The sequence below is a fragment of the Amycolatopsis sp. NPDC059235 genome (assembly GCF_042754125.1).
Lineage (GTDB): Bacteria > Actinomycetota > Actinomycetes > Mycobacteriales > Pseudonocardiaceae > Amycolatopsis > Amycolatopsis albidoflava.
Map to the genome: position 1 here is coordinate 61,731 of NZ_JBHZAG010000047.1, position 13,357 is coordinate 75,087.

Genomic DNA, 13,357 nt, shown 5'->3' on the forward strand with positions numbered 1-13,357 from the left:
GCATGACGGATTCGTTTTCGATCGTGGAGGAGACTGTCGCGTGGATCTCCGCTCGCCGCGAGGTGCTCGAAAATCGCGGGATGACCGTCGCTGTGGATCTGCGCTCTCCTAGGCGGGCCGTGTCGATCTCCATCGATCACCGGCATCTCCTCAGTCAATTGATCGTCTGGGAGAGCGGCGAAGCGCAGCTGATGCGGGCGAACATCCTTGACGACACGAACAGCGACGAGCACAGGGAAATCAGCTCGCGGACCGACCTGGCGCGGCTAGTGGACGAATTCGCGGCGTGGACGTCCCCCGGGCAGCTGATCCGCGCGACCGGGAACGTCAACCGCCAGTACGCGGCGGCTCGGCGGCAAGCAGATCGAGCCCGAGCGGAGTGCACTCGTGGCACACCGCCTTGCCCTCCCGGCGCGACACAATCAGGCCCGCCTCCCGCAAAGTCTTGGCGTGCAAAGACGCCGCCGCGACCGACACGGACAGCTCGCGCGCCAGACCGGTAGTCGTGCGCCCGGTGATCAAGGACCGCAGCGCCCCCGCGCGGGTGGTGCCGAGCAGGGCGCACAGCGGGTCAGGCGCCCGGGCCGGGGCGAGCAGGGGCAGCGGGGTGAGCGCGGGATAGATCAGCGTGGTTGGCCGGTCGGCGTAGTACGCCACCAGCGGGTATCCCGACCACAGCAGGGTGGGCCGCAGGACTAGGCCGTGGCCGTGCAGGGTCAGGTCGAGGTGGCGGGGGAAATCCGCTTCCAGGGTCAGACCGTTCCAGCGGAGCGTCGGGCGGAGGCTGGCGAACAGCGCACTGATGCCTTGGCGCGCAAGGATTTTCGCTCGCCACGCAGTTTCGGCGTCGAAGCCTGCCCGCAGACTGTGCCAGCGTTCGGCGAGGACCCTCCGGTAGCCGGCGCGGAGGGCCTGGTCCAGCATCTTCCACGCCTCGCGGTCCTGCTCGGCGAGGCGCTTCGTCCAGGAGGTCAGCGGCCGGTCGATCGCGCATACCCGCTTCAGTTCGGCGCGCACCTCGGCGCGCGGGGTGGACAGCACGCGGTCCAGCCCCTCTTCCACGGTGCGGCTGGGCGGGTCGAGGAACATCGGGCCCGCGCCGGAGGGCGAGACCAGTTGCAGCAGCCGCCTGCTCTCGGCCGGCAGCTGGCGCGCGATCTGCTCGCGCCACGGGACGAACGCGGGATCCGGGTCGCGGCGCTGCAGCATCTGCATCGCGAGGGTCAGCTCGCCGAGCGGCGCCGGATGTTCGGCGATCGACACGTGGAGAAGATCCTCGGGCGTGCAGCGCAGCCGAAGCACGGAAACCCCCTTGTTTTGAGTTCTAGCTTAAACCATCGCGTCCCCGCGTCCGGGTGCGCAAATATTGGTTTTCCGGCAGGGGGCCGGGAAATCACCGGGCGGCGGCATCGCATTCGGCCTATCGGAATACGCCGTTCGCGGCCTCCTGGACAAATCCAGCGGAAGAGGGGTTTCCATGCGAGTAAAAATCGGCGCGATGCTGGGGGCGGCATTGGTTTCGCTTGCCGCCGCGGCGACGCAGGCGGACGCGTCTCCCGCCAGCACGCCGGCGGGCTTTGCCGCGCAACTGCGGTCCGCGGGGTTCACTGCCCAGCAGACCGCCGCGTTGCAAGGCGAGATCGACCGGGACCTGGCGACGCTGCACGGCAGACAGGTCGCGCCTAATCAAATCGTTACGGGCGACAATTCAGTCATCACTTACCCTTTGCCCGGCGATAAGTACGCGCACGCGTTCGGCGACGGGTCGAACGGCAACGACCCGCGCACTCCGTACGAACTCTGTTCCTACGGCGCGTTCTGCGGCTGGAAGGAAGCGAACTACGAAGGAAAGGGATTCACGCACGCGGCCTGCGGCGATTTCTACGAAATCCCGAACGGCTTCAACAGCGGCGGGTCCTGGATGAACAACCAGACGCACCACTACACGACCTCGTTCTGGGGCAAGGGATACACCTACCTGTCCACCTCGCCGAAGGCGTACTACGCCCAGCCGCACGGGAACTGGCATCCCGTGTGGTACATCTCGAACGACTGCTGACTGACGGCGGCGGCATCCGGCGAGGATGCCGCCGCCGGGTCACGCGTCGAGGACCTCGGCCAAGGTCGGCAGGGAAGGATGCGCTCCGTGCCGCGTCACGACGACGGCGGCGACTTTGGCCGCAAAACCGCACGCTGCCACCACGTCCGCGGTCGTCGGCTCGCCGGGGATTTCCGCGAGCCGCGCGGCCAGCGCGCCGACGAACGAATCTCCGGCGGCAGTGGTGTCCACGGCCCGTACGGCAACCGCGGGGATATGCGCGGACGACGACGCGTCGAGGACCGCGCATCCCTCGGCCCCGAGCGTCACGATCACCCACCGGCATCCCGCGGCGAACAGTTCGGCACTGCCGCGCCGCAGCCCGTCGACCGGGTCCTGGCCGGTGAGCTGCTGGAACTCGATTTCGTTCGCCACCACCACATCGCTGAGCGGCAGCAGCTTCCCGGCTAGGTCGTCAACGGGCGCGGTGTTGAGCACCGTCAGCACGCCACGCCGACGAGCAGCCGCGAACGCGCGTTCCGTCGCGTCGACCGCCGCCTCCAACTGGCCCACGACAACCCGAAGCCCCGGCAATTCGCCGATCGCCGCTTCGGCCGCCGCAGCCGGAATGTCGGCGTTCGCCCCGGCCACGACGACGATCGAGTTGACCCCCTCCGCGTCGACGGTGATCGCCGCCCGCCCGGTCGGCAGCGCGGACCTGCGCAGGTGCGCGACGTCCACGCCCTCCGCGAGCAGGGCTTCCCGGTATTCGTCGCCGTCCTCGTCCTGGCCGACACACCCGATCACCGCGACTTCCGCGCCGAGCCGGGCGGCGGCGACCGCTTGGTTGCCGCCTTTTCCGCCCAGCTCCCGGCTCGTCGAGAACCCCATCAGGGTCTCCCCCGGCTCCGGGATGTGCGGGGCCTGGACGATGTGGTCGACGTTGAGCGACGCGACGACCGCTACCGCTGGGCTCATGCGGCCAGCCATCGAGCCGGGACGTCCCGCATCAGCCGGGCCACGGCGTCGGCCGCCACGCCCTCGGCTTCGAGCAGATCGGCGAAGATCGTCGGCACGAACACGAGCCCGTTCCCGCCGTTGTGCGTCCACATCTGCTTCAGGAACAGGTCGTGCGACACCATGATCTGCTCCCCGAAGCCCTCGTGCACCCACCGCGCCACCGCGCGAGCGGTCTGGGCGACCGTCGGGGCGACGCCTTCGCCGGGGAACGAAATGTCGAGGCCGATCATGTCGAACTCCAGCAGCACGCCGCGTTCGAGAAGCTCGCGCTGGTAGCCCGGATCGTCGCCGGACGGATCGCTGTGCGCCAGCGCCACTTTCCCCGGCACCGCACCGCATTCCTCCAGCACCAGGTCGAGCACCTCGGGCCCGCGACGCTGCCAGCCCGGCATGTGGATGTTGAGCCCGACGCCCGGCCGCTCCGCCTGCGCGAGGGCCGCGGCACGCAAGGAAGCCCGCTCCCCGTCGGTGAACAGCGGAGAGACGCCGACCTCGCCGATGACCCCGGCCCGGATTCCCGTTTCGCCGACGCCCTCGTCCAGCTCCGAGAGAATGCGCGCGGTCTGCGCTTCGACGGTGACCGCGGTGATGCGCTCGCCCTCGAACTTCTCCAGGTACGCACCGGTGCCCATGACGACGTTGACCCCGGTTGCCTCCGCCACCGCCGCCAGCGCTCGCGGATCCCGGCCGATCGCGGCGCTGCCGGTGGCGTCGACAACCGTGCCGCCGCCGGCCGCGGCGAACGCGGCCACCTCGCGTACGACGCTCGCGTGATCCTTCGCCGCCACGTTGTCGGCGCAGCAGTAGGGATCCTGGCGAAGCAGGAACTGCCAGCCTGGCCCCACTTCCGCCTCGACCAGCCGCCGCGTGGAGGCGTAGGAGGGCTCGGCGACCGCGGACGACAGGTCGTTGAAGAGGTGCTCGTGCGGCAGCACCAGCCCGAGGTCCGCGGCGTCGACCGCACCGAGGACGCCGCGCACCTCAGCCACGATGCACCTCGGCTGGCTGGGCAAGAACTGCCGGTTCGGCGGTGTGCCGGGACGGGATCATCGCGATCGCCGCGGCCGCCAGCGCCACTCCGGCACCGAGGACGGTGACCAGATGCAGGCTGGAACCCGCTGCGGGAGCCACGATTTCGAGCAGCAGCGACCCGATGAGCTGGCCTGCGGTGGATGCCAGACCCAGCAGCAGAAGTCCCAAACCGCGCACCAGCAAGGCCATCAGCGCGATCGACAGGAGGCCGAGCGGCCCGCCGAAGTACATCCACCACGTGCCCGGCAAGGCGAAGTGCGCGCCCGCGGTCGCCATCCGCACCACGTACACGAGGCCGAGCGCCACGAAGCCGATGAGGAAGTTCCAGGTGATGGAGATGAACATCGAGCCGGACAGCAGGCCGATCTCCGAGTTGCCCGCGGGCTGCCAGCCGGCGAGCAGACCGCCGACGAACGGCATGATCGCCAGCGCGATCATGTGCGGGGCCGACCAGTTCGGGGAAACGACCAGCACCGTGGCGCAGATGGCCAGGATCGCCCCGGCGACGCGCGGCGCGCTCATCGCCTGCTTGAACGGGACGCCGATGCCGAGCCGGTCGCACACCACGCCGGAGATGACCATGCCGGAGATCAGCGAGGTCTGGAAGATCGCCACCCCGAGGAAGCCGACCGTGACGCCTTCGGAGAGCACGATCACCGCACCGCACAGGCCTGCGAAGAAGTTCCACCGCGGGATCTCGCCGCGCACGAGTTGACCCGGCAGCCGGAAGAACGCGGCACGCGTCCGGGCGCGCGCCAGCACGATGATCAGCATCAGCACGAGACCGGTGCCGAAGGACACCAGCGCGGCGGCGTGCCCGTCGCCGAGCGCGGTGCCGAGATGTCCGTTGACCAGCGACTGCAACGGGCCGAGCATTCCGGCGAAGACGGTCGCGATCGTCAGTACGACGGCCGAGGTCGCGCGGCGGGTGGGTGACGTACTCATCGAATCCTCCTTGATCCTGAGTGCGCGCGGCTCAGATTTCGCGTCCGGCAAGCCAGGTCAGCGCCTGCGCGAAGAGCTTGCCGTAGCCGTTCCAGCTCATGAACTCCTCCGGAGCCCAGTGCGGGGAGATGTCCGAAGTGAAGGCGAGGGTGCGGCCCTGCCCGACCTGGCGGGCGGCCAGCATGACGTCGCCCTCGACGGTGGCGAGCAGTTCGGCGTCCGGCTTCAGCGTGGTGTGCTGGTAGCCCAGCAGGATCGGCCACTCCTGGTCGAGACCGGCGACCACGGGGTGGCCCGACCGCACGACCTGCGCGCGGACGCCCTCCGGAGTCTCGACGCGGTCGTCGAACGGGTCGATGTCGACCGGGAGGATCTCCTCGATCGGCGTCCGGTGGTAGTTGGCCTTGCCCTCGAAGCCCTGGAAGCTCAGGTAGCCGCCGGCCATCATCAGGCCGCCGCCGCCCTGGACCCACTCCCGCAAGAGCTTGAGCCGGTTGGGAGCCGGACGGCCGCGGGTGAACGTGTCCGGGTGCAGCAGCAGGGTGTTGGAGCCGACGTCGGAGAGCAGGACGACGTCGTAGGCCTCGAGTTCCGCCAGCGTCTGCGGGAACTTCTCGGCCACGTCGTGCGAGCGCAGGTGAGTCACCTCGACCCCTTCCGCCGCCAGCGCCGCCAGCAGCCGCTCGCACCCGATCTCCACCTGCGTGTGCGCGAACGGGTCGTATCCCTTGTGGTCGATCGTCGCACTGACCCACGACTCCCCGGCTAGCAGGACCTTGACCATCGACGACTCCTTCGGGGCGAAAGTGCTTAGCGCGTGTTGCGCAACATAGCGCAACAACGCCAATATAGGATGCGGTCGCAGTCGCCGTCAACGCTCGAACGGGGAGGAGCCGGATGTCGCTGGCGAAGGTGGCCCGAGAGGCCGGAGTGGCCGTGTCGACGGTGTCGAGGTATGTCCGGGGGGAGCTCCATGTCGCCTCCGAGACAGCCCGGCGCATCGACGCCGCGCTGTCCGCCGAAGGGCATCCGCCCGTGCAGAAACAGGTGACCGGGCTCAGCCTCGGCCTGGTCGTCCCGTCGCTGGACAACCCGTATTTCTCCACGCTGGCGGACGCGGTGGCCGACGCCGCGGCGGCGGACGGCATCGACGTGTTCACCGCCCTCACCGGGTCGTCGCCGTCGCGGGAGCGCGCGAGCGTCGAACGCCTGATGCGGGTGCCGGACGTGGGCGGGCTGATCTATCTGGGGATGAACACCACCAACGAGGCCTTCGCGAACCGGCTGGCCGGCGACTTCCCGGTGGTCTTCCTCGACGAGTACGTCGAGGCCGCCGGGCCGCGGATCGCGCACGTCACCGCGAACAGCTTCGGCGGCGCGTACCAGGCGACCACCCACCTGATCTCCCAGGGCCACCGGCTCATCGCCCACGTCGGCGGCCCGGCCGGACTGCGGACGGCCGACCAGCGCGAGGCCGGATACCGGGCGGCCCTGAAGGCGCACGGGATCGAGGCCGACGAATCGATGATCGTGCGTGGCACCTTCAGCTCGGCTTTCGGCATGAACTTCTTCGCGCACATGGCCCGGGCCGGCGCCTCGCCGACCGCCGTGTTCACCGCCAGCGACATCGCCGCGGTCGGCCTGCTCGAAGCCGCCCGCCGCGCGGGGGTCTCGGTGCCGGGAGACCTGTCGGTGATCGGCTGCGACGGAATCACCCTCGGCGAATGGACGTCGCCGCGGCTGACCACGGTCGCGCAGCCGACCGAGCAGATGGCGCGCAAGGCGGTCGACGAGATCACCCGCCTCGCGGCCGGCACCAGCCCCGCGGACCACGTGCTCTCCATGCAGCTCGTCGTCCGCGAATCGACCCGGGAGTACTCCGCATGACCGACGAAGCCCTCGCACTGTTGCGCGACCTGCTGCGCCAGGACACCACCTCCGGGGACAGCGCCGCGCAGGCAACCGCGCAGGAGCTGGCCGTCTCCTACGCCACCGCGACCACGGGCGTACGCGTGCTGCAGCGCTCCGCCACAGGTCGGCCGTGGGTGCTGCTCGGCACCGGTTCGGGCGACGGGGCGCTGTTCGTGTGCCACATCGACACCGTCCCGGTCGGCTCCCCCGACCTGTGGGAGCGCGCCCCGTTCTCCGCGGACGTCGATGAGGAGTTCCTGCACGGCCGTGGCAGCGTCGACATGAAAGGCGGGCTGGTCGCCGCCTTGGCCGCGTTGCGCAACGCCGCGGAAGCCGGTGCCGACGCGCAAGTCCTCATCACCAGCGACGAAGAGATCGGCTGCCGGGGTGCGGCGGAGGCTTCGGCTTCGCTGGATCTGACGCCGCGGATCGTCGTGGTCCCGGAGGCGACGCAGAACCGCGTCTCGCTCGGGCATCGAGGAGCCACGTGGCTGCGTCTCGCCGCGACGGGCAAAGCCGCACACGGGTCCACGCCCCAGCTCGGACGCAACGCGATCCAGCTTCTCGCCGGCCGGACCCTTGGCGCGCTCGATTCCCTCCCGTTGTCCACAGAGGACTATCTGGGCGAGGAAACCGTCAACGTCGGCACGTTCGAGGGCGGGACCGCGACGAATATCGTTCCCGCGTCGGCTGTTCTGACGCTGGACGTGCGCACTGTGGACGGTGGCGCGCCGGTGATCGCTTGGGCCTCCGCGCTCGATCCGGCGATCAGTGCCGAGGTGGATCTCGACCTGCCCGCGGTTCGGACCGCACGGGTGCCGGACGAGCTCGCCGATCAAGCCGCCGCCCCTGCCGCCACGTATTTCACGGACGCCTCGGCCTTGGCCGGGTCGGTGGGCAGTGCGCCGATCGTGATCTGGGGTCCGGGAGATCCCCGGCAGATGCACGCGGCGAACGAGAAGCTGGAACTGGAGTCGTGGCGGCAGGCGTTGCGCAACTACCGCGAGCTGGTGTTGTCCGCCGCGCGCTGAACAACCCCGCGAAAGTCCTATGTGGACTCACTGACCGGACCGCGCCGCACGGAGACGAGGCGGGGATTCCGCGCATCCCAACACCGGATTGCGCGACCGCGACAGCCTCGCTCAGGAGCAGCCGACCGCTCGCCGCAAGCGCCACCAGACTCCCCGTGACCGGCATCCTCGAACGCATCGATCACCCAGCCCTGCGCGCCGCCGCCGAAGACTTCCGCTGACCAGGCGAGGGACCACTCCGTTCCACCCGCACCGGTGACCCGGCACACTTCTCTTTGCCATACCCAGCGCGTGCAACTATTGTCAACGCATGTAACCGGCTGAGACAACCCAGCCGCGAACACGTCAAGCAGTACGCGAGAGAGAAGAAAACCCATGTCGCTCACCCACATTCTCCCCGGCCGGCTCGGGTTCGGGACCGCTCCTCTCGGGAACATGTTCCGCGCCATTCCCGAGGACGAAGCCCTCGCGACCGTCGAGGCCGCCTGGGAACAGGGCATCCGCTACTTCGACACCGCGCCGTTCTACGGGGCCGGGCTGGCGGAGTCGCGGCTCGGCCAGGTGCTGGCGGGCAAGCCGCGCGATTCCTATGTCCTGTCGACCAAGGTGGGGCGCGTCGTTCTCGACGAGCACGAGCACCAGGATGCCGCGGACGAGCTGGGCGAGAAGGGCGGCCTGTTCGAGCACGGCAACCCCAACAAGCTCCTCCACGAGTGGACCGCCGACGCGACCGAACGCTCCATTGAGGACAGTCTGAAACGGCTCGGCACCGACCGGCTCGACATCGTCTGGGTGCACGACATCGCCAAGGACTTCCACGGCGACCTCTGGCTGCGGAAGGTCGAGGAGGCCCGCACCGGAGCGTTCCGCGTGCTGTCGCGGCTGCGCGACGAGGGCGTCATCAAGGCGTGGGGGCTCGGCGTCAACAAGACCGAGCCGATCGAGCTGACCCTCGACCTCGACGAGCCCCGGCCGGACGGTTTCCTGCTCGCCGGGCGTTACACGCTCCTCGACCACGAGCACGCCCTCCAGCGGCTGCTGCCGATGGCGCGGGAGCACAACGTCAGCATGGTGATCGGCGGACCGTACAGCTCCGGCGTCCTCGCCGGCGGCACTCACTTCGAGTACCAGCAGGCCCCGCCGGAAATCCTCGAGCGCGTCGAGCGGCTCAAGGCACTCGTCGCGCGGCACGGCATCAGCATCAAGGCCGCCGCGCTGCAGTTCTCGCTCGCACATCCGGTCGCCGCCTCCGCGATTCCCGGGGCCACCCGGCCCAGCCGCATCGCCGAGGACACCGCCGCGCTGGCCGAAAACGTCCCGGCCGAGTTCTGGCACGACCTGCGCGCCGCCGGTCTCGTCCACCCCGCCGCACCGCTTCCCGACCACGCCTGAAACCGGAGCACCACCATGGCATCCACCTCAGTCAGCCGCACCGTGCCCGCCTCGCCCCAGCAGGTCTGGGACCTCATCGGCGGATTCGCCTCCCTGCCCGAGTGGCTCCCCTACATCCCGGAGAGCACCGCGCTCGACGGCGGCCGCACCCGGCGGCTCACCAACCCGGAGGGCGAAACCATCGTCGAGCGTCTGGTGGGATTCAGCGACACCGAACGCCATTACACCTACGCCATCCTCGAAGCGCCGTTCCCGGTCACCGGCTACCTCTCGACGCTGCGCGTCCACGCCGTCCCCGGCCAGGACAACGCGGCCGAGGTGCAGTGGTCCGGCAGCTTCACCCCCGACGGCATCACCGACGAGGAAGCGGCCGACCTGTTCACCGGCATCTACCGCGACGGCCTCGACGCGCTGTACCAGACGCTCGCAGCCTGACGACGCGCCGACCGGGATTGTCCCGGTCGGCGCGCATCCCTGTCACCGCAACGGGTCGTAAGCCTTCAGCTCGATCCCCGGGTCGGCTTCCCGCGCCACCCGAGCCGCGATCGAACCCGCGTACGGCCCCATCGTCAGCCCCGACGCGCCAAGCCCGTTGGCCACCACCAGCCCCTTCACCTGCGGCACCGCACCGAGCAGCGGCCGGATATCCGGTCCCGCGGGCCGGAAGCCGACCCGGGTCTCCACATACGTCGCGTCCGCCAGCCCCGGCGCCACCGCGAGCGCCTCGCCCAGCACCTCCGCCAACCCGGCCGCCGTGACCCGGTTGTCGAAGCCGGCCCCGTCCTCCCGCGTCGCGCCGACCACGATCCGCGAATCGTCGAAGGCGAGCAGGTAGTGGCGCGACTGGGGCAGCACGACCGGCCACCGCGAGGTTTCCGTCCCCGGCAACCGAAGATGGACGATCTGCCCGCGCTGCGGCTCGACCCGGACCTCGACCCCGAGCGGGCCCAGCAACGCGGGCGACCACGCCCCCGCCGCCGCGATCACCGCGTCCGCGCCGATGAACTCCTCGCCGACCAGCACCCCGCGAACCGCTCCGTCCGCGACGATCGACGCCGTGCCTTCCGCGATCCGCGCCCCGCGCCGCACCGCGGCCCGCCGCAGCGCGTCGCGGACCAGCCGCCCGTCCAGCCGGGCCGCGCCTGGGATGTGGATCGCCGGACCGTCGTGCGCGAGCGGCGGGAACAGTTCCTGAGCCTGGCGAGCGTCGATCAGCTCGACGTCCCCGGCCAGCGGCGCTTCCCTCGCCCGATCCGCTACCCGCTGAAACGCTTGCGCCGCTTCGTCTTCGGAGACCAGCCGCAGCGAACCGACCCGCCGGTAGCCGAGCTCCGTCTCCCCGTCCTCGGCCAGCGCCGCCCGCAATCCCTCGTAGTGCTCCGCCCCGCCGGCCGCCATCCGGTACCAGTCCGGATCGTCCACAGCGGACGACCACGGACAGATGATGCCCGCCCCCGCCGACGTCGCCCGGCCACTGGCCGCACCGTCGACCAGCACCGTGTCCACTCCGGCCCGAACCAGCTCATACCCGGCTGCCGCACCGACAATCCCGCCGCCGACCACGACCACACGCATTTCGCCCCGCTCCTTCGCTGCTGTCTGTCTTCCGCTCACCGCACACCGCTCATCCGCCGCTGCACCCACGGCGCGAGCAGCAGCAACACGACACCCGCCGCCATCACCGAAGCGCCGACGCCGGCGAAGTAGCCGATCTCCGTGTCCGCGCTGTACAACTGCACCAGTTGCGCATTGATCCCGCTCGCCGCCGCGGACGCCAGGAACCACAAACTCATCATCTGGGCAAGAAACGCCCGCGGCGCAAGCTTCGTCGTCGCGGAAAGCCCTACCGGCGACAAGCACATCGACCCGCAGATCACCACAAAGTAACTCGCGACCAGCCACCACGGACTCGCCGGCGCCTCGACCCCGTGCAACAACCCCGGCCCAGCCATCAGCACAAAAGACGCGCCGCCCAGCAACAACCCGAGCGCGAACTTCCGCGGCGTCGCGGGCTGCCGGTCCCCCAGCTTGATCCACAGCCAGGCGAATGTCGGAGCCAGCACGAGCGTCGCGATCGGGTTGAGCGACTGGAACCACGAGGACGGCACCGAGAACCCGAGAATCTCCAAATCCGTCCGCTTGTCCGCGAATTGCGCCAGCACCGAACTGGTCTGCTCATTCACCACCCAATAACACACCGCGCCGAGGAACAGCGGAATATACGCGATCAACCGAGACCGCTCGACCGCATCCGTCCGAGGGCTGCGCAACATCATCGCCAGGTACGCCGCCGGCAACACCACCGCCAGCACCGTCACCGTGTTGATCAACGTGCGAACAGTCAGCGCCCCCGCGATCCCGAGCGCCCCGACGAGCACTGCCAGCACGACAATCCCGATCCCGGCCCGAACCGCGACCCGCCGCCGCTCGCCGTCCCGAAGCGGATTCGTCGGCGCCTCCCCGGCGTCGCCCAGTTGCCGCCGCCCGCGAGCGAACACCAGCAACCCGGCCGCCATCCCCACCGCGGCGAGCCCGAACCCGAGGTGATAGCCGACCTTCTGCCCCAACGTCCCCACGAGGTACGGCGCGAGGAACGCCCCGAGGTTGATTCCCATGTAGAATACGGAAAAGCCCGCGTCGCGCCGGTTGTCCTCCATCGAATAGAGCTCACCGACCAAACTGGACACATTGGGCTTCAACAACCCGGTGCCGGCGACGATCAGCACCATCGACACCAACAGCGCGGGCAACCCGCCCGGCACCGCGAGCGCCAGATGCCCGCACATGATCAGCGCCCCGCCGACCTGCACCGCACGCCGCATGCCGAGCACCCGGTCGGCCAGCCACCCGCCGCCGACGCCCGACATGAACACCAGCGCACCGTAAATCGACACGAGCGCCGAGGAGGTCGCCTTGTCGAGCCCGAGCCCGCCCGCGGAAGTCCGATCGTACAAGTAGTAAAGGAGAATCGCGGACATCCCGTAATAGGAGAACCGCTCCCACATCTCCACGAAGAATAATGTCGCCAACCCGCGAGGATGCCCGAAAAACCGTCGATCACGTGCGGACGTCATTGTCTGCTCGTTCATAGCCGCCTTTCGATAAAATGGCGCTGGGAACGACGAAAGAAGAAGCTGATCAGCAGGAAGCGCCCGGCCGCCGCAACAACGGGCGGTCGACAGTCCACAACACCTCGGCGACCGTGTCGCCCTGGTTGTGCACCGCGTGCGGAGTCGCGGATTTGAAGTGAATCGAATCCCCCGCCGCGAGAACGACAGACTCGTCCGGCAGCAGGAAAGTCAGCTCACCGCTCAGCACGTAACAGAATTCCTCGCCGTCATGCTGAGTAACCGGCGACGAATCACTGGTCGGCTGAATCTTGGTGGCCAGCACCTCAAGACGCTGATCCGGCAGCTCAGCGGTGAGCACCCGATGCTCCCGCTCACCCATCACCACCCGAGCAGCCCGCACATCATCACGCCGGCTGACCGCATACTCGGCCCGCCTCCGCTGCCCGGCCGCCCCGAGCAACTCGACCGCGTCCACCTCAAGAGCACCAGCAATCGCGAACAACGAGGTCAACGAAATCGCATTGACGCCACGCTCAGCCAACGAGAGAAACCCAGGCGAAAGCCCGCAACGCTCAGCCAACTCGCGCAACGTCATGCCCCGCGAAGACCGAACCCGCTTGATCGCCGCCCCAACCTGAAGGGCCGGATCACTCTCCACCACAGCTCAGGTCTCCTTCCGTCTGCCACGAGTTTAGTAGGGCAAAACAGAGCCAGTCAATACTAAACAAGAGGGCCAATCACAGAATTTCCCTTACCAGCCAAGAAAATCCCGCACCGAAGCACCAAACCATCGAGGCACCCAGCCCCTCCCCCAACCCCGATACGAAGCCTCCTCTGCGGTCTGGGGGTGGGTGTGAAAGCAAAGTTTCCGCCGTGTCAAACACCCCCCCGCCGGAAGGGCAAACAAAACAGTCTAT

Annotated in this window: 13 protein-coding genes; 5 read left to right on the forward strand and 8 right to left on the reverse strand. The window is 69.0% G+C overall.

Annotation, left to right across the window (positions count from 1 at the left end; all coding sequences use genetic code 11):
- Window positions 1-327: 327 nt before the first annotated feature.
- On the reverse strand, window positions 328-1,302 hold the full coding sequence (locus ACFXI3_RS27285; RefSeq protein ID WP_378403224.1) for an ArsR/SmtB family transcription factor: 975 nt from the start codon (window positions 1,300-1,302) through the stop codon (window positions 328-330).
- Window positions 1,303-1,477: 175 nt separating this feature from the next.
- On the opposite strand from ACFXI3_RS27285, the gene ACFXI3_RS27290 reads away from it, so the two are divergent.
- Window positions 1,478-2,059, forward strand: a complete 582-nt coding sequence (locus ACFXI3_RS27290) for a hypothetical protein (RefSeq protein ID WP_378403226.1) — start codon at window positions 1,478-1,480, stop codon at window positions 2,057-2,059.
- Between the two features lie 39 nt (window positions 2,060-2,098).
- Here ACFXI3_RS27290 and ACFXI3_RS27295 read toward each other — a convergent pair whose 3' ends face one another.
- From ACFXI3_RS27295 to ACFXI3_RS27310, 4 genes are read right to left on the reverse strand one after another with little or no spacing between them, the layout of a single operon-like run.
- Window positions 2,099-3,016 (reverse strand): ribokinase, encoded by a 918-nt coding sequence (locus ACFXI3_RS27295; RefSeq protein WP_378403228.1) that lies wholly within the window; start codon window positions 3,014-3,016, stop codon window positions 2,099-2,101.
- A complete protein-coding gene (locus tag ACFXI3_RS27300) occupies window positions 3,013-4,047 on the reverse strand; it encodes a phosphotriesterase (RefSeq protein ID WP_378403229.1) in 1,035 nt (344 codons plus the stop codon). Before ACFXI3_RS27300 ends, ACFXI3_RS27295 begins: the two co-directional genes overlap by 4 nt.
- Window positions 4,040-5,035, reverse strand: a complete 996-nt coding sequence (locus ACFXI3_RS27305; RefSeq protein WP_344284440.1) for a DMT family transporter — start codon at window positions 5,033-5,035, stop codon at window positions 4,040-4,042. The genes ACFXI3_RS27300 and ACFXI3_RS27305 overlap by 8 nt, the downstream gene beginning before the upstream one ends.
- Before the next feature lie 31 nt (window positions 5,036-5,066).
- On the reverse strand, window positions 5,067-5,819 hold the full coding sequence (locus tag ACFXI3_RS27310; RefSeq protein ID WP_344284437.1) for a glutamine amidotransferase: 753 nt from the start codon (window positions 5,817-5,819) through the stop codon (window positions 5,067-5,069).
- 113 nt (window positions 5,820-5,932) lie between these two features.
- On the opposite strand from ACFXI3_RS27310, the gene ACFXI3_RS27315 reads away from it, so the two are divergent.
- The 4 genes from ACFXI3_RS27315 (at window position 5,933) to ACFXI3_RS27330 (ending at window position 9,804) form a co-directional block, all read left to right on the forward strand.
- The gene (locus ACFXI3_RS27315) at window positions 5,933-6,922 is read left to right on the forward strand and encodes a LacI family DNA-binding transcriptional regulator (RefSeq protein WP_378403230.1); all 990 of its coding nucleotides are present in this window, start codon (window positions 5,933-5,935) and stop codon (window positions 6,920-6,922) included.
- On the forward strand, window positions 6,919-7,977 hold the full coding sequence (locus tag ACFXI3_RS27320) for a M20 family metallopeptidase (protein ID WP_378403231.1): 1,059 nt from the start codon (window positions 6,919-6,921) through the stop codon (window positions 7,975-7,977). The genes ACFXI3_RS27315 and ACFXI3_RS27320 overlap by 4 nt, the downstream gene beginning before the upstream one ends.
- A gap of 375 nt (window positions 7,978-8,352) precedes the next feature.
- Entirely contained in the window at window positions 8,353-9,369 is a 1,017-nt protein-coding gene (locus ACFXI3_RS27325; RefSeq protein WP_378403232.1) for an aldo/keto reductase, read from the forward strand.
- A 15-nt stretch (window positions 9,370-9,384) separates the two neighbouring features.
- Entirely contained in the window at window positions 9,385-9,804 is a 420-nt protein-coding gene (locus ACFXI3_RS27330; RefSeq protein WP_378403233.1) for an SRPBCC family protein, read from the forward strand.
- 42 nt (window positions 9,805-9,846) lie between these two features.
- Here the strand turns inward: ACFXI3_RS27330 and ACFXI3_RS27335 are convergent, their stop codons facing one another.
- The 3 genes from ACFXI3_RS27335 to ACFXI3_RS27345 are packed head-to-tail and all read right to left on the reverse strand — an operon-like array spanning window position 9,847 to window position 13,101.
- A complete protein-coding gene (locus tag ACFXI3_RS27335) occupies window positions 9,847-10,944 on the reverse strand; it encodes an NAD(P)/FAD-dependent oxidoreductase (RefSeq protein ID WP_378403234.1) in 1,098 nt (365 codons plus the stop codon).
- A 35-nt stretch (window positions 10,945-10,979) separates the two neighbouring features.
- Window positions 10,980-12,458, reverse strand: a complete 1,479-nt coding sequence (locus ACFXI3_RS27340) for a peptide MFS transporter (protein ID WP_378403235.1) — start codon at window positions 12,456-12,458, stop codon at window positions 10,980-10,982.
- A 49-nt stretch (window positions 12,459-12,507) separates the two neighbouring features.
- Window positions 12,508-13,101 carry an XRE family transcriptional regulator gene (locus ACFXI3_RS27345; RefSeq protein ID WP_350539832.1) on the reverse strand — a complete coding sequence of 198 codons (594 nt, stop codon included), beginning with the start codon at window positions 13,099-13,101 and terminating at the stop codon, window positions 12,508-12,510.
- Between the last annotated feature and the right edge of the window lie 256 nt (window positions 13,102-13,357).

Bases quoted from the DNA above. Each gene is read 5' to 3' on its own strand.
- ACFXI3_RS27290 (WP_378403226.1), top strand. From the start codon at position 1,478: ATGCGAGTAAAAATCGGCGCGATGCTGGGGGCGGCATTGGTTTCGCTT.
- ACFXI3_RS27295 (WP_378403228.1), bottom strand. From the start codon at position 3,016: ATGAGCCCAGCGGTAGCGGTCGTCGCGTCGCTCAACGTCGACCACATC.
- ACFXI3_RS27305 (WP_344284440.1), bottom strand. From the start codon at position 5,035: ATGAGTACGTCACCCACCCGCCGCGCGACCTCGGCCGTCGTACTGACG.
- ACFXI3_RS27310 (WP_344284437.1), bottom strand. From the start codon at position 5,819: ATGGTCAAGGTCCTGCTAGCCGGGGAGTCGTGGGTCAGTGCGACGATC.
- ACFXI3_RS27315 (WP_378403230.1), top strand. From the start codon at position 5,933: ATGTCGCTGGCGAAGGTGGCCCGAGAGGCCGGAGTGGCCGTGTCGACG.
- ACFXI3_RS27320 (WP_378403231.1), top strand. From the start codon at position 6,919: ATGACCGACGAAGCCCTCGCACTGTTGCGCGACCTGCTGCGCCAGGAC.
- ACFXI3_RS27325 (WP_378403232.1), top strand. From the start codon at position 8,353: ATGTCGCTCACCCACATTCTCCCCGGCCGGCTCGGGTTCGGGACCGCT.
- ACFXI3_RS27330 (WP_378403233.1), top strand. From the start codon at position 9,385: ATGGCATCCACCTCAGTCAGCCGCACCGTGCCCGCCTCGCCCCAGCAG.
- ACFXI3_RS27335 (WP_378403234.1), bottom strand. From the start codon at position 10,944: ATGCGTGTGGTCGTGGTCGGCGGCGGGATTGTCGGTGCGGCAGCCGGG.
- ACFXI3_RS27340 (WP_378403235.1), bottom strand. From the start codon at position 12,458: ATGAACGAGCAGACAATGACGTCCGCACGTGATCGACGGTTTTTCGGG.